Here is a 22,267-nt window from a genome sequence, read left to right as displayed (position 1 = left end):
TCCATGGGCGCGTCGGCCCCTTTGACATGCGTCAGCGCCTTCCGCCGGCCATTCGGATAGCATCCGGCCTGCTTCGCAGGATCAGCATCGATATTGCGCCGAAGATGGGCCCGACCGCGAGCAGTATGAAAGTCCAGCGCCAGCCGCCCAGCAGTTCCGCGAGATGCGGCATCAGCCAGATCATGAAGATGGTGAGCGCAAAACCCATGCCCATCTGCAGGGAAAGCGCGGTGCCGACATATTTCTGATCGGCGAGTTCTGTCACGGCAGCGGAGAACTGCGCGGAATCTCCGATGATCGAGACGCCCCAGACGATCACGACGAGTGTCAGCAGCCAGGACGGCCCGTCGAAGACGAAGCCGATCAAGAGGGCACAGGTGCCGGAGACGATCATCAGGCCGGCGGTGGTGGCGGTGCGGCCGAAGCGGTCCGACAAGAGGCCCCCGGCAAAGCAGCCGATGACGCCCGAGGCCACGGCAACAAAGGTCAAAAGCGAGGCCTGGCTATTGATGCCGCTGCCGCCGTCGAGTGCGGCGCTCAGATAAGCGAGCAGCCAGGCCCACATGGCGTAAAGCTCCCACATATGCCCGAGATAGCCACCGTTCACCAAAAGCAGATTGTGGTCTTTCAGCACCCGGCCGATCTGAGCCGGGTCGAACAAGGCCTTGCCGAACGGGTATGGCCCTTCCCGTGTGCAGGCGAGGAAGACCACGGCGCCGATCAGCGTTGCGCTGCTCGAAAGCAGGACGACATATTGCCAGGCGATGGCAGACGACATGCCTCGGAAGAGATGCGGCAGCGATGAGCCTGCGGTGATGGCGCCGATAACCCCGGCAAGCGCCAGCCCCCGGCCGGAGATGAACCAGGTCGAGACGAGCTTCAGCGCCGGCGGATAAACGCCGGCCAGCGCAAAGCCGGTGACCATGCGACAGAGGACAGCACCGAATGGGCCGGGTTCCAGAAGAATCGCGGCATTGGAGAGCGCCGCAAGCAGAGCCGAACCAGCCATCAGCCGGTTCATGCGGACCAGGTCGGGCAGGTTGAAGAAGCTCGCCGATAGCGCTCCAATGACAAAACCGATCTGCACTCCGTTGGTGAGCCACGCAGCCGTGCTTTCGGAAAGCGACCAGGCGTGTTTGAGGTCCGGCGCGATGGCGTTCGCCGAAAACCAGGTGGAGAAGGACAGTACGACCGCAAGGCACAGCAGGGAAAGCATGCGCCAGCGGCCTTCGGCCTGAAGTTCCAGGGACTTCGCTGTCGTCATCATCTCACCCCGTCATGCGATATTTCGTGGCCATGTGCCGGTTCGGCAGCCGCGGTGTTCCAAACAGTTTTTCACGGAACGTGCCGTCGCGATAGCTCGTCTTGTAGAGGCCGCGCTCCTGCAGGATCGGGATCACGAGCTCGATGATATCGTTGAAACACTCCGGCACAACGGTGCGCGACAGGTTGAAACCGTCGACGCCGGCCTTTTCCGCCCAGGTGACGAGGGTGTCGGCGATCTGTTCGGCGGAGCCGATCATCGGTGCCTGACGGCTGCCGAGCACCATCTGTTCCAGGAGCTTGCGCCTGGTCCATTGCGGTCCGACGGTGCGGGTCATGGCTTCGATATTCGAGACAATCGCCGAACTCTTGCCTGTTTCAATCGGCTCGTCGAGATCGTATTTGGCAAGATCGATGCCGAGCGAGCCTGCGGCATGCACGAGTGCGCCTTCGGAACTCACATAGGCGCGATAATCCTCGAATTTCTCCTGCGCCTCCTTCTCCGTGCGGCCGGTGACGATGGTTGCTCCCATGAACACCTTTACGTCGTCCGCCCTGCGGCCATATTCGACGGCGCGGGCGCGGATGTCGTCGACGATATCCCTCACGCCTTCGATCTTCTGGCCGTTGACAAAAACGCATTCGGCATGTGTCGCCGCGAATTGTCGGCCTCGCGTCGATGAGCCGGCCTGGTAGAGGACCGGGGTCCGCTGCGGCGACGGCTCGCAGAGATGGATCGCATCGATGCGGTACTGTTTGCCGTGATGATGGATCTTATGGACCTTCTCGGGATGAGCATAAAGATGGCTCTGACGGTCGAAGATGACCGCGTCATCCTCCCAGCTTCCCTCCCAGAGCTTGTACATCACCTCCATATATTCGTCCGCAAGATCATAGCGGTCGTCATGGGCGGCCTGAGTATCAAGGCCGATCGCCTTTGCCGCGCTGTCGAGATAGCCGGTTACGATATTCCAGCCGATACGTCCGCCGGTCAGTTGATCAAGCGTCGACATGCGCCGGGCAAAGAGGAAAGGCGGCTCATAAGTCAGGTTGGCGGTAACACCGAACGAAAGGTGTTCCGTAACGGCGGCCATGGCCGGCACCAGCATCATCGGATCGTTGACCGGCACCTGCACCGCACGCTTCAGCGCTGCGGTATTGCTGCCGCCATAGACGTCGTTGACGCCGACGACATCGGCCAGGAAAATGCCGTCGAACAGGCCGGCTTCCAGGGTCTTCGCGTAGTCTGTCCAGTAGCGCAGTTCGGCGTATCGATGCGACTGGTCACGGGGATGCGCCCATAGCCCTTGCTGAATATGGCCGACACAGTTCATGTCAAAAGCGTTGAAACGGATTTCGCGCGTCCCATTATTCCCCATGATAAACTTCCCTTTATTCTCATTGCGGACGGATTTTGTCTCTTATATGATTTTGGCGTCCACTATAAAAGACGATTGACGAAAGGCAAGCAGCTTTGCAGCAGGTGCAGAAGGATCCGGTTCAGGCGATTGCCATGCGGGTGAAGATCGAGCGGGAAGCGCGCGGTTGGTCGCTTGCGGAGCTTGCGGAACGTTCCGGAGTCTCCAAGGCGATGATCAGCAAGATCGAGCGCTGCGAGGCAAGTCCGACGGCGACCGTGCTCGGCCGGCTTTCCGGTGCCTTCGGCCTGCCGCTTTCGGTCTTGCTGGCCTTGGCGGAGCGGGTACAGGAGCGCATTGCCCCGCATGCAGAACAACCGGTCTGGACCGACCCGGAAACCGGTTACACGCGCCGGGCCATCTCACCACCGAATTCCATGCTGGAGCTTATCGATGTCTCGCTGCCGCCGGGCGTGCGCGTGCCTTATCCCGCAGCGGCCTTTGCTTTCCAGCACCAGCAGATCTGGGTGCTTTCGGGGCGGCTCGATTTTCAAGAAGGGGCAGCGCTGCATCATCTTTCCGAGGGGGATTGCCTGCTGCTCGGCCCGCCGGTCGATTGCGTCTTCTTCAATCCGGGCAAGATCCCAACGCGCTATGTGGTGGCACTGACGAGACGCTGAGACGGCTCTGCAAAGAAAAAGCGCTTCCCGCACAGGGGAAGCGCAGTTGGGGAGGGTACTTATGACGCTGTCGGCCGCGTGGAGGTTCGTCGTCCGACACGCCGTGAACACATACTCGTGAATTTTGTTCCATTTTGGATTTCGATCTCGTGTTCGCAAACGGAACAATCCCCGGCGGCGTCGGTTCTGCAATCGACCAACAGGGAGAACGAAAGCGATGAGCAAAGCCTTGGAGACCACGGACCACACTGAAATCCGGCAGTGGATCGAAGACCGCGGCGCTCACCTGGCCCGCGTCAAGGGCGCCAGGGAAGGCGGCATCCTGCGTGTCGACTTCGGCAAGCCGGAGGAAGAGTTGGAGAAGATCGAATGGAACGATTTCTTCTCGATCTTCGACAAGAACAAACTCGCCTTCCTTTATCAGGACGAAACGGAGGCCGGAAAGACCAGCCGCTTCAACAAGTTCGTGTCCCGGTCGAAGCACTGAGCGACTGCAGTTCCATGCTGCAGCCGGGAGCATAACTGCGAACATAGCAAGGATGGCGGCGTCTGGTGCTGCGTATCGGAGTTAAAACCGGCCTTAAGGTTGCCGCACATCCCTGTGGTGGTTATGCTCTTGGTGCCGGAGGAAACAGGAGGCGTGGCCCGCGGTCGCGCCGCCATGCTATGGGAGGAAGACATGCCCGGTTTGGCCCCCGCGTTTTCCGATCGCGAAGATGCCGGCAGGCAGCTTGCGGAAGCGATGCAGTCGGTGCAGCTTCAGGATCCTGTCGTTGTGGCACTTCCTCGCGGCGGTGTGCCCGTCGCCTTCGAGATCGCACAGCGGCTGGGAGCGCCGCTTGACCTCCTGATCGTGCGTAAGATCGGGGCACCCGGCCATCCGGAATATGGTATCGGGGCGGTGGTCGACGGCAAGGAACCACATGTGGTGGTGAGCGAAGAGGCTGCCCGCCGTTTCCAGATCCCACCGGGATATCTCGCCACCGAGCGGGAGCATCAGTTGGCCGAGATTGAACGCCGGCACCGCATATATTTCGGTGAAGATGAGCCCCAGGACCACGATCAGGCGGGCCGAGATATCATTCTGGTCGATGACGGCATTGCCAACGGGAACTCGATCCGTGCCGGCATCCATGCGCTGAAGGAAATGGGCGTCGGCTCGATCCGGATCGCCGTGCCCGTCGCGCCGCGCGATCTTGTGGAATCCCTGCGGGAAGAGGTCGATGACATCGTCTGCCTGTCTGCGCCGCAGCACCTCGAGGCGGTGAGCGCGCATTATGCCGATTTCCCGGAAACGACGGATCAGGATGTCGTGCGTCTCCTGAAGGAAGCCCGAAGGCTGAACCGGATGATCCATTGAAATCATAAACGGATGGTCGTCAGAAGCGGTAGGTGATCGGAGGCGCGGCGCGTCAGCGGCGTCGAAATGACCTGTACGTCTACCGGCGTGACCTCGCTGGAAACGAAGATGTGGTCTATCCTCAACAGCGGGTAACGTGAAGGGAAGGTTGCCCTGGGTTTTGCCTTCAAACGAGATTGTACGTCGGCCATCCGGCGGGCGACGATTTTGTAGGTGGCGGTAGACGGGGTGGAATTGAAGTCTCCGATCAGGATACGAGGTTTCCGATGGCAAGCGGGACTCCCGAGCCAGGAGGGGCCGAGAAGCGTGCTGATCTGGCTGAGCCGGTCACGGCCGCGCAGTCCGAGATGCGTATTGACCACCTGCAGGCAATGATCGCCGACCTTGATCTCCACCCATATCGCACCACGCGGTTCGCCAACGGAGGGCAGGCCTGCGCCCTTGATCATCCTTGCCGGTAAAGCAGTCAGGATGGCGTCTCCATAACGTTCTTCAGCGACGTTGAGAGCTGGATGGAAATGGAATTCCATGCGCAGCAGAGAGGCGATGGCATGAGCCTGATCAACGCCGCCGGTGCGGCTGCGGCCGACATCCAGTTCCTGCAATCCAATGATATCGGGTTCCACAGTTGCGATGACTTCGGCCACTCGCGCAGGGTCAAGCTGGCGATCGGTGCCGATGCAGCTGTGGACGTTGTAGCTCAGGATTTTCAGACGAGGCCCGTCGAAGGATGGCGGAACTATCGGATCGTTCATAGGGCGGGGAACACCTTTGCCGGTTTTTCGTTCCCGTCCACATATAACCACTCGCGGGAAAGGGTATGACCTTCAGACGTTACATGGTGAGGCTCCTCGTCGGCGCGGCGATTTGCCTGGCAATCTTCCTCGTCTATCGCAGCCTGGGCCGCTATACCCTCGATGAAATCGAGGAATCGGTCCAGTCGATTGCCGGTTTCCGGCTGGCTTCGGCCTTTTCCTTTGTCGTCCTCTCTTATCTCTGCCTGACCGGCTTCGATACCCTCGCAGTGCTTTACACCGGCAAGCAGCTTGCCTACCGGCAGACGGCGCTTGCTTCGTTCACAGCGCTTTCTATCGGGCACAATGTCGGACTTGCAGCCCTGAGCAGCGGCGCCGTGCGCTATCGGTTCTATTCGCGCTGGGGGCTGACGGCCGAGGAGGTTGCGAAGGTCATCATCTTCTGCGGGATAACGGTCGGGCTGGGGCTTGCGACGCTTGCCGGTCTGGCCTTGTTGCTGCAGCGGGGCGATGAGCCGAACCTTATCGGGCTTGGTGGCCGGGCGAGGATCGCCGTGAGCCTCCTCTGTCTTGCCATACCGGCGGCTTATCTGTTGCTTTGCGGCTTTGTACGCCGGCCTCTCCACTTGCGGACATGGCGTTTCGAGCCGCCGGGAGCAAGAATTGCCCTAGGCCAGATCGTCATTGGCGCGCTCAATTTTGCATGCGTAGCCGCCGCGATCCGCCAGCTTCTCTCGACGTTCACCGACGCAGGTTATCTTGAAGTGGCGAGCGCTTACGTGACCGCGAATATCGCTGCCCTCATCAGCCATGTGCCGGGCGGGCTCGGAGTCCTTGAGGCGACGATGCTCGGCATCCTGCCGTCGGCCGCCTCGATCGGCGCTCTGGTCGCCTTCCGGGTGCTCTATTTTTTCGTGCCGCTGACAATCGGCGTGCCGATCTTCATCGTGACTGAAGCCTATTATCGCCATCGGGGCGGCAGGTATTCAGAACAGACGGTGATGTGACAGACTGGAGAAGAAGTTCCGAAGTCCGCTTCGGATCAGGGGAATCGGCCAGAAGGGCTGTTTCGGATCGATGATACCGGTGCCGACCATGGATTCGGTCTCGCCTTTTTCGGGATCGATATCGAAGGATCGCAAGCCGCGCGGCTTGACGTTAAGCCTGTCGATAGCTGCCAGCATGGAGCCTGTTTCGTTGATGATCCGTGCCACTTCGGCCGGTTCGGCATCGAGATGTTCCGCCAGGAGGTCGTTGCGCAGAGCAGCGATGGCCTGCCGGCCGGCAGGATCGGCGGTCTCGACGGCAAGATCGCATTCTGTGTCCAGTCCCTCCGAGCGATTGTTCAGATTGGACGATCCGACACGCGCGAAACGATCATCGACGATGATCACCTTGGAATGCACGATGATCTCCCGTTCGCCGCCTTTGCCGTCCGGTACGGCGGCATAGAACACACGCAGCCGGCCGTGTCGGTCGGCCCGCTTCAGACGGCGGATCAGACGGTTTCGGTTGTGCCCCATCATCAGCTTCTCCAGGAAGCCGTGGGATTCACGGGTGACGATGACGACGACCTCCGGGCTGTCGGCCCGGCGGAGCCGTCTGGCAAGGGTGCGGGCCACGCTAAAGGAGGCCAGGTATTGGGTCTCTATGTAGAGATGTCGCCTGGCGGTGCGCAGCGCGTCATGGGTCAGGCGGATCGCTTCACGGTGGCCGAGGCGGCCTTTCCACCTCCACGGTTCTGTGAGGGCAAGGCCGGTACTGCAATGGGTCAGCGCCGGTTCGAGATCCGCCGGCCAAGGCTTTTCACCGGGAATATGCTGGGGAGTGAGGACTTCGCCGGTGGCCTTCTTCCAGCGCCGTCGCGCCACATCGCCGATCAATCGCGCGATATCGCCTGTTATGATGGTTTGTATGTCGTGGAGCGGTCCATAGGGTGTGCCATCTGGCGAGCAGCGCAGGGGATTTGTAGCTGCATGGCTGCGGTCGTCCCAGCGGCGGGCCGTCAGGTCGATGCCGCCGAGGAAGGCCGTGTTGTCGTCGATGGCGACGATCTTCTGGTGATGGCTGGCGCGAAGCGGATGATCGAAATCGAAATGCAGAAAGATACGGGGATGGTCGCTCCATTCCATCTTGCCGAAAATCTTCAGGCTCTTGCCGGAATAGACCGGTCCCATGCCCCAGACGAGGATGCGGATTTCGAGCGCGGGCTTTTCATCGACCAGCTTGCGAAGAAGACCACCAAGTGTCTCTCCGTCCGGATCGTGGGGCCTCAACACGATGTTGGGATTGAAATCCCAGCCGATGATGAAGAGCGAACTCTTGGCTTGGCGCAACACCTGGTCCAGCCGGTAGAAATAATTCTCGCCGTCGATAAGGAAGGCGAGCTTTTCCGCCATAGCGCTACGCCAGGCGTTGCGGCCCGGCCGGATGATGGGCTCGAATTTGAATATGGATTCCTGAAAAGAAAGCGATCGTGTCTTCGTATCCACCTCAACCACCTCGTCGTGTAATTGATAAGGAAACGTGTGAATTTTATCCTTTGTTCCCGAAGGCCAATCCCGCTCCGGGAGAGAGCGGAGGGCGGGGGCCGGCAACTATTCGCCTTCGGTTTGCTGCGGTGGGTTCGGCGCGACGAAATCACCGCCCGTGTCTCCAAAAATTTCCATGGAGGCGACCAAGGAGAGAAGGATGAGGACTGCCGCGACAAGCAGCTTCCAGAGCCCGGACGTCACCGATGTCCTGCTGTCTTTTTGTGGTATCTGCCTGTGGTCCAAGTGCGTATGGCGATGGATATCCATAGTTGCCCTCCCGGCGCGCTTGCGCCGGTATCGCTTTAATGTGCGGTTGGGTTGCCCGGCGGCATGTGGGCTGGCGGGTTGGGATTCTCATCAGGATTGGGCACCGGCACCTCATCCGGCAGACGATCCGGTTCCGGTTCCTCGATCGGAGGCTCCGGGGTCCAGACAGGCGCCGGCATTGGCGGCTGTTCGCTGGGTTCGCGAGGATCAGGCATCATAAGAATACTCCCTGTTACTCAGCCACAACCGTCCGGCATGGTGATTGTTCCTCGCAAATCACCGTTCCGGAAACCGTCAACATCCAACAGTCCCTATCGGTTCGTGGAGCCGGTGCTTGTGGGGTCGCTTCCCTGTGCCGTGTCGTTCGATATGCCGCTGAGGTAATGCCCGGCCGCCAGCAACAGCAGCACCAAAATATTGGCTCCGAGGATTTGAGTTCGTTCCGGTTGTCCGTGTCATGATCTTGCCCTTATGGCTAGTAAACTGCTTGCCATCCGTCTGCCGAGCGGGAAACCGGTTTTGCGAGGAAATGGGAATGGCACATGCTCGAGACAATTTCCTGGCATGGCTTCGCGCGGCCCATGCTATGGAGGAACAGGCGGTCACCATGCTGACCGACCAATCGCGCCGGATAGAGAGCTACCCCGACCTCAAGGCCAGGATCGTCCAGCATCTTCATGAAACGGAGGCGCATGCGCAGGCCTTGAAGGACCTGCTTGACCATCTATCGGGTTGGACCGGCGCAGCGACGCTCAAGGACATGGCGGCGAAGCTTGCCGCGAAGGCCCAGGGTGTCGGCGGCATGCTTACCAGCGACGAGGTCGTCAGGGGAGCGATGACGAGCTATGCGTTCGAGCATCTGGAAATAGCCAGCTATCGCGTGTTGATTGCTGCAGCCGACGAACTCGAAGAGATGGAGGCGAAAGCCGTCTTCGAGCGCATCCTCGCGGAAGAAATTGCCATGGCAGACTGGCTGGAAGCCAATCTCGATCCGATCACTCGCATATTTCTGATGCGGGACGAACGCGACCTTATGGCCAAGAGATAGCCTTTGACCGGCCATAATGGATGATGAGACCTTTTTAAGAGAGTCCTCTTAGCCGAAGCAAAGCTGATGCGGGAGGAAACCCGAGCAGGATGTCCTGACTCTACCCGGCCCAGCGCTCCAACTCTCCCAGCCGCGATGTCAGTTTCTCAAAGCTCCGCAATCCAACTGGATTTGCAGGTCTTTTTCATCCCGCACGCCCTGCTGGTAAAGCTGGATGATCCGTGCTGCAAGGTCGTTGGCGGCAAGGCTTCCACCGGTCAGCCCGCGCTCGGCGCAGAGACCGTCAAAAAGACGTTTGAGAAATGCAAGTTCATTCGGTTCGAAAGTACTTGTCAGAACTGCCGGATTCATCTTTTCAGCCTCCACTATCTGGGGGCGAAAGCGCTCCTGTCTTCCAGTCGCCGCTGCCCTTATCCATAGCTGGCGATGCCCGAAAGATGACTCTTTCTCCTACCCTTTGCAAGCGAAGAACGAAGACGGATCGGTCTGGAGCGGGTGGTTTTGTTCCGTTTTCACCCGCTCGTGAATGCGCGTGCTTTCTACTCGTCCAGATGGTGTGCCTCGTGACCGTAAAACTGCTCTGTCTGCACGGCTTTGCTACCCGGTCCGCGTTTCCGCGAATGCTTGGTCTTGGTCGGGTTGGAGGGCTATGTTCTCTGGAAAGACATCCCAGGTCCGCGCCCGAACGATCAGTCTGTTTCGAGCAGGAAGAATGTGGCGGGGCCAGCCGGCGTGTCGTTGTCGAGGTCGAAGCGCAGCGGTCCATTGCCGCTTTCGAGCGGCGCGTGCACGACGCCGTCCAGTCCGACCGGCGAGAGCCGCCAGCGACCGGTTCGATGCTTGAATTCAAGCGAAAGCGTGCCCTTGCGGATCAAGACCGGCAAGGTGCCGAAATCCTCGATCACATTTTCCTCTCGATCCTGGAGCCGCATGTTGGTGTTGCGGGCGTCGGTGGCGAAGATCAGCAGCATGCGCTTCGCCGTCGCCAGAGATGCGGCCCCATCGAGCGCCGAGGCCGCAAAAAGCGCGTCGCCGTCCCCGCGTTCGATGCGGATCGTTCCGAGATCGATCGGGCCATCCAGCGCCGCGAAGGCGGCGGCTTCCGTGCGCGGCGTTGATAGCGTCAGACTGCGCTTATCCCTGTCGAGGAGTAGTTCTCCGGTATCGCTCTGGAAGATGCCCCGGGCCGGGTCGCTGCGATTGTTTTCCGGTAGCAGGCCTGCGGTCTTCATTGCGGCCAGCAGCTTGCCGGCGTCTGCCTCGCCGCGCGGCTGGTTGACCGCAAGCGGCTCACGCAATCCGTCCGATCGTCTGAGGCCGATGCGGGAGACGAGCGACAGCACGGTCAGGGCGTCAGGCTCGGCCGCCTGCATGTCATCCGTCAGGTCCTCCTCGCCGCGGACAAGGAAGGGAAAGGTGTTGCGTGAGACGGAGACATCGCCGCGCCGGAAGAGGAGGGCGGCGAGCGTTTCACCGGCGCGGGCGACCGGATCGAGCGCGATCGCATAGGGCAGCATGGCGCGCTTGTGAGGAAAGGGCTCGCCGTATTGCAGGGCGATCGGTCCGTGCCCGTGGCGGCAGAGCATGTCCCAGCCCTGCAAGGCTGCATAGGCGGGCATCACGAGGCCGGCCTCGTAGCGATACCGGTTCCAGAAGAGATGATCGTATTCCGTGATGCCGAAAGGCTTGCCGAGCCAGCGGCTTGCAGCGGCCATGCGCATGTAGGAGCCGGCATCGGCGAGCGAGCTTTCGTTCTTGATCTTCGCTCCGGGCTCATAGCTCATCACGCCGTCCTGGTAGGTGTTCATGGTGACGGCTTCGAGGTTCTGGCGGGTGAGCCCGGTCTGCACCGTTGGCCAGTTGTTGTAATCGCTGACGAGGCCGCGATAACCGAGGTCCCGCATGACCCTGGTCATGCGGGCAACGGCGCCCTTTTCGGTGTCAACGAAAAATGCCTGCAGATCGCGCAGGCGCGGACTATCGGCATAACGTTCGACGGGCAGGCGCACCGAGGCATTTTCCAGCCGTTCGTTCGCCCGAAGGTCCGGCCATGCGGCCCTGAGCGCCTGGGTCGAGCCGTAGCGTTCGCGCAGCCAGATGTTGAATGGTTGGCGCAGGCTGTCCGGGTAGGGGCGGCCTGCCCGGTCGTGGACAACCGTCTCGAATTCCATGCTGTTTTCGTTGACGAGGATCACCATGGCGAGCGCGTCGTCGCGGATCGGGGCGATGCCGGTGTAGGGATTGACCCGGGTGAGGAAATCCGTGACCAGCCTTTTCCAGTGGGCGAAGGCCCTGTCCTGATAGTTGACTTCGAGCTTGAGACCTTCGGAGGGCGCCCACCGGTCGTCATGACCGCCATAACCGCCGCGCCAGGAGGTGAGCCCGTCGACCATCCAGTAGATGCCGTTCCTCTTCAGCGCAGCCATCAGGTAGTGGATGCGATCGAGGATTTCCGGATCAAAGTCGAAGTCCCTTTGCCGGTCGAACATCAGGCTTCCGTCGATGAAATGGAAGCGAGCGATGTTGTAGCCATGCATGGCGAGCTGTCTGGCATAGACATCCGCGTCCGCGTGGTTCGGAAAGCCGCCGGATGCCGGACTCCACGCGAGCGAGGCGCAGAACAGGCGGGCCGGCCTGTCCGGCGGGCCGGCTTTTGCCAGATGGCCGTTCGTTCCGGCGACAAGCCGGCTATCCCCGTCAATAGGGCCATTCGGAAGGACGCCGGAAAAATCGAGCGGGCTGCCGGGAGCGATGGTAAGCGAAATCTCCCGGACCGGAAGCCAGTCAGCCGGCCAGGCTGGGCTGGTCGAAATCGTGAGCGCGAGCGCCGCTGCCAGGATGCGGACCAGTCTTTTCATTTCCGTCTCCGATCTCCCGGCTCTCCACCCATCCGCCGGGATCGCGCCGCGGGGCGAAAAAGCCGAAGGGCACCGCCATTGTGTGGAACAGCCAGGCGACTACCGTATAAAGTCCGAGCTTGAAACTACCCTTCCGCCACGACATCAGCGCAACGACGGCCGCGAAAATACCGAGCACCGATTCCAGCGCAAGGAGCTTGTCGGGGATGGCGATCAGCAATCCGAGCGAAAGGAGGATCCAGGCCGATACCAGTGCCCAGAGCCGGAGCTCCGGCAATTCCGTCAACAGCCGGGCAAAATAGGGCTTTCCGAACGAGGCACGCAGCAATTCGCCGATGCCGAAGAGATATTTCGTTTTCCAGCGGCGGACGAGCAGGCGATAGGAATTGACGTTGTGGCCGTAGTGTCGGACGAAGCGGCGGTCGAGGCGGAAGAGGCTCCAGCCCGCATGGCGAAGCCGGATGCCAAGGTCGAACTCCTCGTATCCGTGCAGGTTCCTGTCCGTCAGGTAGCCGATGCTCTCGACCGCAGCACGACGATAAAGCCCGCCGCCGTTCATCCGGTCGATGGCGCCGGCGCGATTTTCCGGCGCATTGCGCTGGACGCGGCGCGTATATTCCAGATTGTCGAGCATCATTTCCTCGACATGGCCCGTCACGCCGCCGGCTTTTGGATAACGGTCGAGATAGGCAAGCGCCTCGGGGATGAACTCGGGATCGAGATCCATGTCGCCGTCGATCAGGCAGATGAAATCGTGCCGCGCATACTGGAAGCCGAGCTGGGGGCCGATGCCGCAGCTCGGACGTGCCGGATTTTCGATCTGGACGATGCGGACCGGATAACGCGATGCGATTTCGATGGTGGCGTCCGACGAGCCGCTGTCGGCGACGATCACCTCGCCGCGACCGCCAGGCAGGCCTGCCAGCGCGAATTCGATCGTGCGGGCGATCCGTTTTTCCTCGTTCAGCGTCTTGATGATGACCGATACGCTCACGGTCGCTCCTTTATTTTTTCCCAGTGGATGCCACGGACTGGTAGACCTCCAGCGTGCTGCGGGTGATGGAAGGCCAGGCATAGGTCCGTTCCATTTCCCGAATACGCGACAGGGCAGTCTGGTGACCGAAGGGCTCGGCGATCTTGCGTGCCAGAGCCTCGGCAAGGGCGTCGACATTCCCGGCGGGGAAATAATCTTCCGGCGGCAGCTCCACCTCGTGATTGGCGACGATATCGCTTGCCAGCACCGGCAGGCCGTAACCCATGGCTTCGAGGAGTGAAATGGGCATGCCTTCGTGAATCGACGGCAGGACGAAGAGCCCTGCCTGCGAGAACAGTGCGGCCAGCTCTTCGCCGCTCTGGAAGCCAGTCAGCACGACGTTTGGAACGCGTGCCGCCATCTCCTCGATCTCCTTTGCATAGGTCGTGCCCCGATGATCGGCGCCGCCAACCAGGACCAGCTGCCAGTCTGTCTGCTTCAGCTTCCCGAATGCGGCGATCAGGTCGGTCTGGCGCTTTTCGGGCACGAAGCGGGCGACCATGACGATGTAGCGGCGACGCTGTAGGCCGAACCGGTCGAGCGTGGCCTTGCCGACGAGGCTTGGCCTCACCGTCACGCCGTTCGGGACATGGGCAACCTTTGCGCCGTACCGACGCTTCATCGTCTCCGCCACATCGCGCGAGACGGCGATCCTGGCGTTCGCGAAGCGCATGGCCAGCCGCTCGCCGAGCTTCAGCACCCGTTTTGCCGTCGGGCTCCATTTCTCGCGGTCGTAATCGTAGCCGTGATGGGTCATCACCACCTTCAGTCCGAAAAGACGCGCCAGCGGGGTCAGCAGGCCGGGGCCGACCGCGTGGATATGCAGGATGTCAGGACGGCGGACGGCGGCATGGAGGACACCGATGAGCGTATGGGCGAAGGCCTCGAAGAGCATCGATTTTGGCGCCCAGAGCGGCGCGATGCGGATGCCGCGCCAGATCGAACCCTTCTGTTCGGCGAGATACTGGCGGCGGCCTAGCACTTCGACGTCCCAGCCGCGTGCGACGAGTTCCTGGGCAAGCATTTCGACATGTTTTTCGACGCCGCCCTGCACATTCGGGATGCCCCGGAGGCCAAGCATCATGACGCGCTGGCGAGCGGTCTCACGCCCCACAAGGATGTCGGGAGCGCTGACGACGTCCGGCAGGACCGGGGAGAGGCGTGGTGCCTGGCCCACGACGACACGTTCGATGCGGCGCTGTCCGGCCGGATCGGGGCGCGGAAGAGCCTGGGCCTGCAGCAACTGCGCAGGGATCTGTTCGAGCGACGACAGGTTCTCCGGAAGCTTCCGGGCAGACTGCGGGTGCCGTTTGCTCGACGTGTTGATTTTCTTGTCCATCTACCGATACCAGAAATCATTTCCTAGCGTCGGTTCTACGGAGGGAACCTTCTTATACCGGCAAGAAAAACCCTAAGATTTTAAAGGAGTTGTGCAGTTATTGAGCAAAGCGGCAGAAAAGTTTGAAGACACTCGACCTATTTTGGGAATCGGCTTTTGCGACCGTCAAATCCCGGTAAGGGATTGGTAAAGATCAAGCGTTTTCCGGCGGTAGGCCGCCCGTGAGAATTCGGCGGCAATCCAGGCGCGGCCCGCCCGTCCCATTGCCGCCCGCTCGGCGGCCGGACGGGAGGCGAGACCTGCAAGCGCCTCTGCCAGGCCGTCCACCGAACCGGCGGTAGCCGTCAGGCCGCTCTCGCCTTCTCGGATCATTTCCGGGATGCCTCCGATTGCGGCACCGACGACCGGGCGCCCGAGCGCATAGGCTTCCAGAATGCTGATCGGCGCATTCTCATACCATTCGGAAGGCAGGACGAGGCCGCGCGACTGACCGATGAGCCGGAAGAGATTTTCGCCCGACAGGTAACCGGCGAAGGTGACATCGGCCCCGGTCGAATGCGCAATTTCCTTCAGAGCCGCTTCCTCCGGTCCGGCTCCCGCGATCACCAGTTTCTGACCCGCCCTGGCGCAGGCACGGATCAGCGTCGCGATGCCTTTCTCGGGCGCCAGGCGTCCGGCAAAGACGAAATAGTCGCCCTCCGTCCAGTCGGTGGAGAAATGATCCACATCGACGAAGTTCGGGATATGGACCAGCTTTTTTGCGGGCCAGCCCCATTCGATCAGTTTTTCGCAATAGAAGCGGCTCGGCACGACGATGCGGTCGACCTTGTTGCGATAGAGGCCGAGGGTTCGATGGAGAAGCGTCTCGGCGAAAACCACGGCGCTCAGCGGCAGCGAGCCCTTGACGCAGCGGTTGACGACGACGTTGTGAATGCGGCCGCCCTTGCAGTCTTCGCAAATCGCTCCGTCGCGCAGCATCTTGTAGGAGGGACAGGCGAGTTTCAGGTCATGAGCCGTCATCACCACCGGAATGCCGGCATCTTTCAGGGTGGCGAAGATCGCCGGCGAGATATGATGATAGATGTTATGCGCGTGTGCGATGTCAGGGCGTGCCTTGTCGATCAGGCGCTTCAGGTTGCGCTGCGCTTCGAAAGAATAGATGACCTTCGCGGCCTGCACGACCTTGTCCTTCAAGCCGATCTCGCGGCCGTATTCGATCTCGGATACGAAATAGTCCGACCATGGCGAAGGCAGGTTCTTTTCATGCTGCATGGCAAAGGGCACAACATCCCAGCCGATCTCTTCGAAAAGCGCCGTATGGTCGAAGAACACCGCCTCGGCGCCGCCGCGCCGGTAGAAATAATTGTTGATGTTGAGAAGGCGACGTGTGCCCGCCATCGTCACCTGGACATTCATTGGAGCGTTCATCGTGGATCAGCCTCCCAGCCCAGGGCGCGCGCTGCCGCCTCTATCGTCAAAATGCGGCATCCACGCTGATGGGCATGACGGACCAGATGTTCGAAAGTCCCCGGCGTGCAGCCAAAAGGCGTCGGCGTTTCGGTAATGTCGTGGGTGAAGAAGATGAGCCAGCCAGGATTCTTCACAACCTCATCGATCCAGCAGGTCAGCCCGTGCGCATGTTCCTCGGGTTGACGGATTTCCACCGCTTGCAGCATCAGCGGGTCGACTGCGCCGCGGTTGATCGCCTCGCCTGCTCCCCGACAGGTCCGGTAGCGGCTGGCAAGTTCACGGCGTGCCGGCGGCCATGCGGCGTTATAGGGGAAGGCGAAGTTAGTGGCCGGGCGGGGAATGCCGATACCACGCAGATAGCGGGCGCTTTTGTCAAGGTCGTCGGCCAGTGCTGAGCCGTAGGAGCGGACGCGACGATGGGCGAATGTATGGCATCCGATCTCGTGGCCCCGGCGGAAAAGCTCAAGAGAGCCTTCGCGGCTGATCAAGGTCCGGTCCGGTTCGACCCGACCTTCGATGCCACCGGCGATGTAGAACGTGCCGTGCGCATCGTATTTCTCCAGGATCGCCGCGCCGTGGGTCAGGGCCGTTTCCGGCACGTCATCGAACGTGAACGAGACGATTGGAACATCGGTTGCGACCGTACGGGTTCGCGGTGCCATCTTCCAGATGAGCCGGTTGCTCACCCGATCGATCAAACTGCCCATTGCCTCCAATGCGTCAGGCATGGGCTGGCTTCCCTCTTCGCATCGATTCCCCCTCGATATGGACCGCATTCGCCTCATAGCGGAGCCCGAAGATCGCCATGCAGAACAGGAACCAGCCGATGATGTAGCCGGCCGAACTTTCATAAAGGAGGCTTTCGAGGCACGTGGTGAAGATCATGTAAAGCCAGATGCGCAGGAAAAGCCGTCCGCTATGACTTATCTTTCCTTGAACGCCGATCTTCGAAAAGCTCCGCAGCGGCACCGCGAAGAACCAGATCAAGGAAAGAACGAGGGCGGGTATTCCGCCGATCAGCAGGATCTCCACATAGGAATTATGCGCATGCGACGCCTGGATCGCCCAGGTCTCCAGACCTTCACCGCCATAGACCAGTTCCTGCGTGCGCCAGAAGGATTTGAGGCCGAAACCGGTCATCGGGAATTGCGAAATCGCGTTGAAGGCCAGCCGCCAGATATCGGTGCGATTGGTGAAGGTCGCATCCACGCCGAGGCTTGTCACCAGTTCGCCCAGGGCCGGGGAAAGGGCGGCGCCGACGGCGACGAGGTTGAAGGCTGCGACCCCGCCCAAGGAAAGCGGGATGCGCAGGAGCGGGAATTTCTCGAACAGCCAGGCCAGCAGGATAATTGCCGGCAGCATGGCCGAAGCGGTCTTGCCGCCGGTGTGCATGAGAAACCATGTTGCGCTGACGACTATTGTCAGGCCCACCAGCCGCGACCAGGTTCGCATGATGAATATGCCGCAGAAGGCAAACAGCACCATGGCGGCCGCTGCATTGTTCTTGTGCGGAAAATAGCCGCGCCATAGCCCGGCATGCATGGGTTCGGAAACCTCTGCAGCCGAATGGATGGAAAAGTACGGCAGAAAGTAGATACCGTAATAGGCAAGCCCGATGCAGGCAAGCGTTCCAATCGCCAGAAGCTTGGCGAAATGGGTTTCGGAACGCGGCAGCAACAGGCAGGCATTGGCGCCAACGACGATCAGCGATGTGACGAACAGCGCCTTGAGGCTGTTGAAGCTGTGGTTCGAGATAAGCGACACGAACAGAAGCCAGAGGAAAAGTGTCAGCATCAGCCACCACGGCTGCAGGAGCGTGCCCCGCATCGGAGTCATCATGGCGCAGGCGACTGCGCCGAGCGGCAGGAAGATGAACAGGAGCTGGTTGAGCCTGCTGGAATTGTCGGTTTCGATGCTCGCGGACGAAGGCAATGTCAGATCGTAGAAAGGATTGATCGATATCGCGACGAACAGGAATATGGCGATGAACAGCAGCGAACCGATCATGCTGCGATGATCGATCTCAGATGAACTTATCGCTGCGGCGGCGGGGCTGCGCATGGTCAACCCCCCAATGCGTATCTCTGCGTATAGGCAAAGCGTTCACGGGCATCGCCGAGATGCCCCCACAATCCCAGTATCAGAGCAAGGCCAGTACCGGCCATGAAGCCGCCGATCGCGCCTGCCACAAGCAGGATTAGCGTGCGCGGCGGCCAGCTTTTCGTCTTCGGCGGCACGGGCGGGGATATGACCCGCACGTTGCTCGTGTCGATCTGCTGGCGCTCGGTGATCTGATGGGTGCGGCCGAGATAGGTCTCGTAGACGGCGGCCTTGGCGCGCGCATCCCGCTCCAGTTCCCTGAGGCGTACCTGGGCGTCGTTGTTGGTGAAGACGGTCGAACGTTCCGCGTCCGCCTTGCTGCGCAACTGGGAGAGCGTCGAGCGGGCTTCGTCGACGTCGGTCCTGGCACTTTGAAGAATGCGGTTCGCCTCGTCGGCTATGGCTTTTTCGAGCGCGGTCTTTTCGGATTGCATGGAGATCAGGCGCGGATGCCGTGCACCATAGGTAAGGGTCAGCGAACCGATCTGCTGCTGCAGCGTGTTGTAGCTGGCCCTCAGCGTTTCCATACTGGGCGAGTCGAACACGGTCGCGGTGACCGTACGCCTGTCGGCGACGGCGGACCGCATCTGGTTGTAGCGCGCCTCGGCCTGGATCAACTTCTGTTGCGCGTCGAGGACCTGGGTGTCGAGTGCGCTCGAAATACGGGTGCTGGCCAGCTCGCCCGTATTGGATTCCTGGATATTGTTGTCGCGCCTGAACTGCGCGACCCTTTCCTCCGCGTCCGTCACGGCGGCGCGCAACTCGTCCAGCCGACCGGTCAACGTTGCGGCGACGCGGCCGGCGCTGTCGGCGGAGGATTCGAAGAGTTCCGCCTCGAAGGCGCGGACGATCGCCTCGGAAAGCCTGACCGATTTTTCCGGATCGGAGGTCCAGACCGAGAGCGTGACCACGAAGGAGCGCTCTTCCCGGCCTGCCTTCACCCGGTCGCCGAGTTCCATCAAGACGCCGAGTTCCTTGTCGCCGGCCGGTCGGTTGCCGGAAATCAGCCGGTACAGCGGCGCAAGCAGGCTCGGTTTGGTGAACTCGGGGTCCTCGGTCAGCTTCATGTCCCGGATGACCTGCATCAGGACATTGCGGGAGGTGAGCACGCGCAGCCTGCTTTCGACCTCCAGCAGTTGCGAATCCCGCTGAGGGTTGGAGGCGAAGACATCATCGTTGACGACGTTGAGGTTCTGCGGATCGATGATGAGGTCCGTATAGACGGTGTAGCGGGGCGTGGCGGTTGCTGAATAGAGGAAGGCCGCAATCACGCCAATGACGGTCATGACGATGATCCAGCGCAGCCCGCCGCGCAGCCAGGAGAGAATGTCTCCCGGCGTGATTTCCGAAAGGCTGCGGACCTGCGCCTCTATGACGCCATCGAGCGAGGATTTCTCCGGTTTTTCGGGTTCCTCGAAACGGTCCGGCGCTGGCTGCCGCGGGGTCGGGCGCCGCCAGTATTCGTCATGATCGTCATCGCGCTCATCCTCGATCCGCTTTCCGGTTTCGAACCGGTCGTCATTGAGACGATCGAGAAGCGAGCCGCGATAAGGCATGCCGGTGCCCTGGCCGGTGGACGCGGCATATGATGCCGGTCGTTGGTTCTCAGGCTCCTTCGGCCGGTACATGCACACCTCCAGCCATGCAGCCTTCGCATCGGAGAGACCGCGTTTCAGCAAATAACGTCGCTTCAATCACTAGGTCAGCACGATGAATATCGCGTTAACCAAGGCATTGGTCCTATCGAAAGTCCGTCAGAAGGCGGCTCCAGCTTTCGGATGCCAGGCCGCCGACAAAGATGTCGTTGCGGGTTGCCGCTTCACGGATATCGGAATGCCGGGTCACCATGCAGAAATAGCCGCGATGCTTGAAGCTCATCTGCCGCTGACGCATCAGCGCATTCATCAGGAAAGGCTGAGCCGTGCCATGGGCGGCGGCATAACCGGATGTGGCGAGATCGGCGAACATCTGCCCGACGACATCGAATTCGCGGCCTTCGAGACAGAGGATGTTGAGCACATGCGCCGCCTCGCCCGGCTTGCCGAAGAAGAGGTAGCAGCCGATCGTGACGCCCTGGCCGTTTACCACGAGCTTGCAGTGGAGCCGGCCGAGCGAGATGTTCGATGCGGCGGTGTCCATCAGCCAGAGCAGGTCGTCGCGCGACCAGTCCGGTCGGATGGCAAAGCGCTCGGTCATCCTGCCGGCGCAGGCGAAGAATTCGTCGAAGCCGGCCTCGATGGAAGCCGTGCCCTCGGGTCTCGGCGGCGTGAAGGCTGCGAAGCGGCGCCTGGCGGCGAGATCGGCAGGCTTCAGGAATGGGGAAAGCGGCAGATGCCGGGCAAGCGGCAGCTTTTCCCGGACCCGATTGAACCCGGTATGGAAGGGCCGGAAGGTGCGGCGCCATTCGAGGCTTTGAATCGGCAGCATGAAGCCGCCGCCCGTCGTCCAGTGATCGGCGCTGACGGGGGAGGCGTTGTCGGAAAAGCAGAGGTCGGGTTGCGACAGGCGGACCGCCCGCGCCAGTCTCGCAGCACCCGCAAACCCTGCCTTGCCATCCGCCATGAAGGCGCACAGAAGCCGGGCTGTGATCCGGCGGCCCGCAGCGTGAAAGGCCATCGGAAGTGCAAGCAGAGCGCTGTCGATGCGGCCTGCGCCATCCTCATGCACGATGCTGCCGTAATCCGGCTCATATCCGGGGTTCTTAAGGAAAACGCGATCGAGATAGTCGAGGAGATCCGGGCGAGGTTCTTCGTTTTTCCTGCGGAATGCCTTGTTGAAAAGCCGCCCGACGGATTGAACATCGGCAACCTCCATCGGGCGCACGCCATGGGCATGTTCACGAGCAGCGACAGGGTTTTGAGGACGAAGCGTCTGCATGATGCCTGGCTGAAGATTCATTCGGCAGGCTCCCCAACCGCAAGGCCTGCCTGTTTCCTGCTCTTGCCGACCATGTGGGAATAGACCGCCCAGGCGGCGAGCGCCATCGCGATTTCGATGACATAATACGAGACGAAGGTTCCGGTGGGTGGTGCGTACCACGTGGCCAACGCGGCTATTGCCGCTCCGAGCAGGCTGCCCAGACCAAGGACGGACGCGCGTGCCCCCTGGTGGCCGGCTGCACCGAGAGCCTCTACCGCGATCGACCAGCACGTTACCGGGATGACGACCCAGCAGAGGATGCGGACGAACAGCACCAGCGAGGTGTAGTCGTGGCCGAAGAGATAGGGCAGCACGGGTGCGAGGATATAGACCGCAATCGTAGCGCCGATGCTGATCGCGATCGCCGCCGCGAAGATTTTCGAGACTCTCTCCGTCGCGTGATGCAGGCCGCCAAGGCTCGCTTTGGCGGTGCCTGGATAGACGATGCGGTTCAGCGCGTCGACGGACAGGTAGCTGCTTTCGATGATCCGCCGCGCGACGCTGTAGCTTGCGACGATCTCGGCCGTGGCGACGAGACTGAGCACGAGCAGGTCGGCGTTCTGGCGCGCCGCCTTCAGAATGAACGGAATGCTGAAGAAGAGGCCGAGCTGCAACTCTTCCCGGACGATCCGGAATTGCGGCCGGCCGAGGTTGCGAAGTGCCCTGATGCAGAAGGCCAGCATGATCGCATGGGCGGCGAACTGCCAGATGATCCAGCCGGAGAGCGTCGAGACGCCGAAAACGAGGCAGGCCAGCACGGCGGCTGCAGTGCGGATCAGCGCGAAGCCCATCACCACCTTGTTGGCCGAACCGAAGTCCGAAAACGCGATGAAGGCCTGTTCGGAAAGGAGGATGCTGCGCACCAGGATGATGTTGGTCACCAGCATCATGGCGATTTCGATGCTGTTCACAGCCGCATTGGGAGAAACTTCGAAGAAGAAGGGCAGGACGATCGCGCCGATGACGACGAGCAGGATGCCGCTTACCGAGATCAGGATGATGTTATGCCCCAGCATCGCCGGATACATCGCATGGTCGCGGGCGACGCGCCGCACCAGACATTCGGTGGCGCCGACGCCGCAGAGATGCACGGCGATCAATGAAACGGCGGTGATTGCCACGAACAGGCTGAATTCATGCACGCCGAGAGACCGGGCGAGGATCGCAAACGTCAGGAGCTGTGCCGCCGAACTGACGATCAGACTGCCGCCGGAAGCTGCATAGGACACGATCATCGGCACGAGTTCGCGGTAGCGCAGCAGCTTTCCGATCGAGTGGGGCAT

At 61.1% G+C, this 22,267-nt stretch carries 21 protein-coding genes; 5 read left to right on the top strand and 16 right to left on the bottom strand.

The genetic code is table 11. The annotated features are described in order from the left end of the window. Positions 1 to 31: 31 nt before the first annotated feature. Both J2046_RS04605 and J2046_RS04600 read right to left on the bottom strand, forming a co-directional pair. On the bottom strand, positions 32 to 1,264 hold the full coding sequence (locus tag J2046_RS04605) for an MFS transporter (RefSeq protein ID WP_210049909.1): 1,233 nt from the start codon (positions 1,262 to 1,264) through the stop codon (positions 32 to 34). Between the two features lie 4 nt (positions 1,265 to 1,268). Next, positions 1,269 to 2,642 (bottom strand): LLM class flavin-dependent oxidoreductase, encoded by a 1,374-nt coding sequence (locus tag J2046_RS04600; protein ID WP_210049908.1) that lies wholly within the window; start codon positions 2,640 to 2,642, stop codon positions 1,269 to 1,271. Between the two features lie 95 nt (positions 2,643 to 2,737). Here J2046_RS04600 and J2046_RS04595 point away from each other — a divergent pair, with 95 nt between their 5' ends. The 3 genes from J2046_RS04595 (at position 2,738) to J2046_RS04585 (ending at position 4,661) form a co-directional block, all read left to right on the top strand. Further along, positions 2,738 to 3,301: a helix-turn-helix domain-containing protein gene (locus J2046_RS04595; RefSeq protein ID WP_233469543.1), complete on the top strand. Its 564-nt coding sequence runs from the start codon at positions 2,738 to 2,740 to the stop codon at positions 3,299 to 3,301. A 217-nt stretch (positions 3,302 to 3,518) separates the two neighbouring features. After that, on the top strand, positions 3,519 to 3,788 hold the full coding sequence (locus J2046_RS04590; protein ID WP_210049907.1) for a hypothetical protein: 270 nt from the start codon (positions 3,519 to 3,521) through the stop codon (positions 3,786 to 3,788). A 192-nt stretch (positions 3,789 to 3,980) separates the two neighbouring features. After that, positions 3,981 to 4,661: a phosphoribosyltransferase gene (locus tag J2046_RS04585; protein WP_210049906.1), complete on the top strand. Its 681-nt coding sequence runs from the start codon at positions 3,981 to 3,983 to the stop codon at positions 4,659 to 4,661. A 2-nt stretch (positions 4,662 to 4,663) separates the two neighbouring features. On the opposite strand, the gene J2046_RS04580 is transcribed toward J2046_RS04585, so the two are convergent. After that, positions 4,664 to 5,416, bottom strand: coding sequence for an endonuclease/exonuclease/phosphatase family protein (locus tag J2046_RS04580; RefSeq protein WP_210049905.1), 753 nt, complete (start codon positions 5,414 to 5,416; stop codon positions 4,664 to 4,666). A 65-nt stretch (positions 5,417 to 5,481) separates the two neighbouring features. Here J2046_RS04580 and J2046_RS04575 point away from each other — a divergent pair, with 65 nt between their 5' ends. Further along, positions 5,482 to 6,423, top strand: a complete 942-nt coding sequence (locus tag J2046_RS04575; protein ID WP_210049904.1) for a putative bifunctional lysylphosphatidylglycerol flippase/synthetase — start codon at positions 5,482 to 5,484, stop codon at positions 6,421 to 6,423. Here the strand turns inward: J2046_RS04575 and J2046_RS04570 are convergent. The 3 genes from J2046_RS04570 to J2046_RS34205 all read right to left on the bottom strand — a co-directional run bounded on the left by J2046_RS04570 (position 6,403) and on the right by J2046_RS34205 (position 8,432). Continuing rightward, the gene (locus J2046_RS04570) at positions 6,403 to 7,908 is read right to left on the bottom strand and encodes a phospholipase D-like domain-containing protein (protein WP_210049902.1); all 1,506 of its coding nucleotides are present in this window, start codon (positions 7,906 to 7,908) and stop codon (positions 6,403 to 6,405) included. The two genes, J2046_RS04575 and J2046_RS04570, sit on opposite strands and share 21 nt — an antisense overlap. A gap of 105 nt (positions 7,909 to 8,013) precedes the next feature. Then, positions 8,014 to 8,217, bottom strand: a complete 204-nt coding sequence (locus J2046_RS04565) for a hypothetical protein (protein WP_210049900.1) — start codon at positions 8,215 to 8,217, stop codon at positions 8,014 to 8,016. 35 nt (positions 8,218 to 8,252) lie between these two features. Further along, positions 8,253 to 8,432 (bottom strand): hypothetical protein, encoded by a 180-nt coding sequence (locus J2046_RS34205; protein ID WP_152601170.1) that lies wholly within the window; start codon positions 8,430 to 8,432, stop codon positions 8,253 to 8,255. Between the two features lie 320 nt (positions 8,433 to 8,752). On the opposite strand from J2046_RS34205, the gene J2046_RS04560 reads away from it, so the two are divergent. Continuing rightward, the gene (locus J2046_RS04560; protein WP_210049898.1) at positions 8,753 to 9,265 is read left to right on the top strand and encodes a ferritin-like domain-containing protein; all 513 of its coding nucleotides are present in this window, start codon (positions 8,753 to 8,755) and stop codon (positions 9,263 to 9,265) included. Positions 9,266 to 9,403: 138 nt separating this feature from the next. On the opposite strand, the gene J2046_RS04555 is transcribed toward J2046_RS04560, so the two are convergent. The 10 genes from J2046_RS04555 to J2046_RS04510 all read right to left on the bottom strand — a co-directional run bounded on the left by J2046_RS04555 (position 9,404) and on the right by J2046_RS04510 (position 22,267). Next, the gene (locus J2046_RS04555) at positions 9,404 to 9,616 is read right to left on the bottom strand and encodes a hypothetical protein (protein ID WP_210049896.1); all 213 of its coding nucleotides are present in this window, start codon (positions 9,614 to 9,616) and stop codon (positions 9,404 to 9,406) included. A gap of 338 nt (positions 9,617 to 9,954) precedes the next feature. Further along, on the bottom strand, positions 9,955 to 12,123 hold the full coding sequence (locus tag J2046_RS04550; protein ID WP_210049895.1) for a glycoside hydrolase: 2,169 nt from the start codon (positions 12,121 to 12,123) through the stop codon (positions 9,955 to 9,957). Next, the gene (locus tag J2046_RS04545) at positions 12,050 to 13,117 is read right to left on the bottom strand and encodes a glycosyltransferase family 2 protein (protein ID WP_210049893.1); all 1,068 of its coding nucleotides are present in this window, start codon (positions 13,115 to 13,117) and stop codon (positions 12,050 to 12,052) included. The genes J2046_RS04550 and J2046_RS04545 overlap by 74 nt, the downstream gene beginning before the upstream one ends. A gap of 10 nt (positions 13,118 to 13,127) precedes the next feature. Continuing rightward, the gene (locus J2046_RS04540; RefSeq protein ID WP_233469578.1) at positions 13,128 to 14,240 is read right to left on the bottom strand and encodes a glycosyltransferase family 4 protein; all 1,113 of its coding nucleotides are present in this window, start codon (positions 14,238 to 14,240) and stop codon (positions 13,128 to 13,130) included. A gap of 420 nt (positions 14,241 to 14,660) precedes the next feature. Next, positions 14,661 to 15,923: a glycosyltransferase family 4 protein gene (locus J2046_RS04535; protein ID WP_411828461.1), complete on the bottom strand. Its 1,263-nt coding sequence runs from the start codon at positions 15,921 to 15,923 to the stop codon at positions 14,661 to 14,663. After that, positions 15,920 to 16,693: a polysaccharide deacetylase family protein gene (locus J2046_RS04530; protein WP_210049892.1), complete on the bottom strand. Its 774-nt coding sequence runs from the start codon at positions 16,691 to 16,693 to the stop codon at positions 15,920 to 15,922. Before J2046_RS04530 ends, J2046_RS04535 begins: the two co-directional genes overlap by 4 nt. Continuing rightward, positions 16,686 to 18,026 carry an O-antigen ligase family protein gene (locus tag J2046_RS04525; RefSeq protein WP_210049890.1) on the bottom strand — a complete coding sequence of 447 codons (1,341 nt, stop codon included), beginning with the start codon at positions 18,024 to 18,026 and terminating at the stop codon, positions 16,686 to 16,688. Before J2046_RS04525 ends, J2046_RS04530 begins: the two co-directional genes overlap by 8 nt. A 2-nt stretch (positions 18,027 to 18,028) precedes the next feature. Continuing rightward, entirely contained in the window at positions 18,029 to 19,693 is a 1,665-nt protein-coding gene (locus J2046_RS04520) for a GumC family protein (protein ID WP_233469542.1), read from the bottom strand. Positions 19,694 to 19,805: 112 nt separating this feature from the next. Further along, a complete protein-coding gene (locus tag J2046_RS04515; RefSeq protein ID WP_233469541.1) occupies positions 19,806 to 20,963 on the bottom strand; it encodes a GNAT family N-acetyltransferase in 1,158 nt (385 codons plus the stop codon). After that, complete coding sequence (locus J2046_RS04510) at positions 20,960 to 22,267, bottom strand: lipopolysaccharide biosynthesis protein (protein WP_233469575.1); 1,308 nt, start codon at positions 22,265 to 22,267, stop codon at positions 20,960 to 20,962. Before J2046_RS04510 ends, J2046_RS04515 begins: the two co-directional genes overlap by 4 nt.

Source organism: Neorhizobium petrolearium, assembly GCF_017873175.1.
In the GTDB taxonomy this organism is placed as follows: domain Bacteria; phylum Pseudomonadota; class Alphaproteobacteria; order Rhizobiales; family Rhizobiaceae; genus Neorhizobium; species Neorhizobium petrolearium.
Note: the sequence above shows the minus strand (reverse complement) of the source record. Positions and strands in the feature narration are given on the sequence as shown.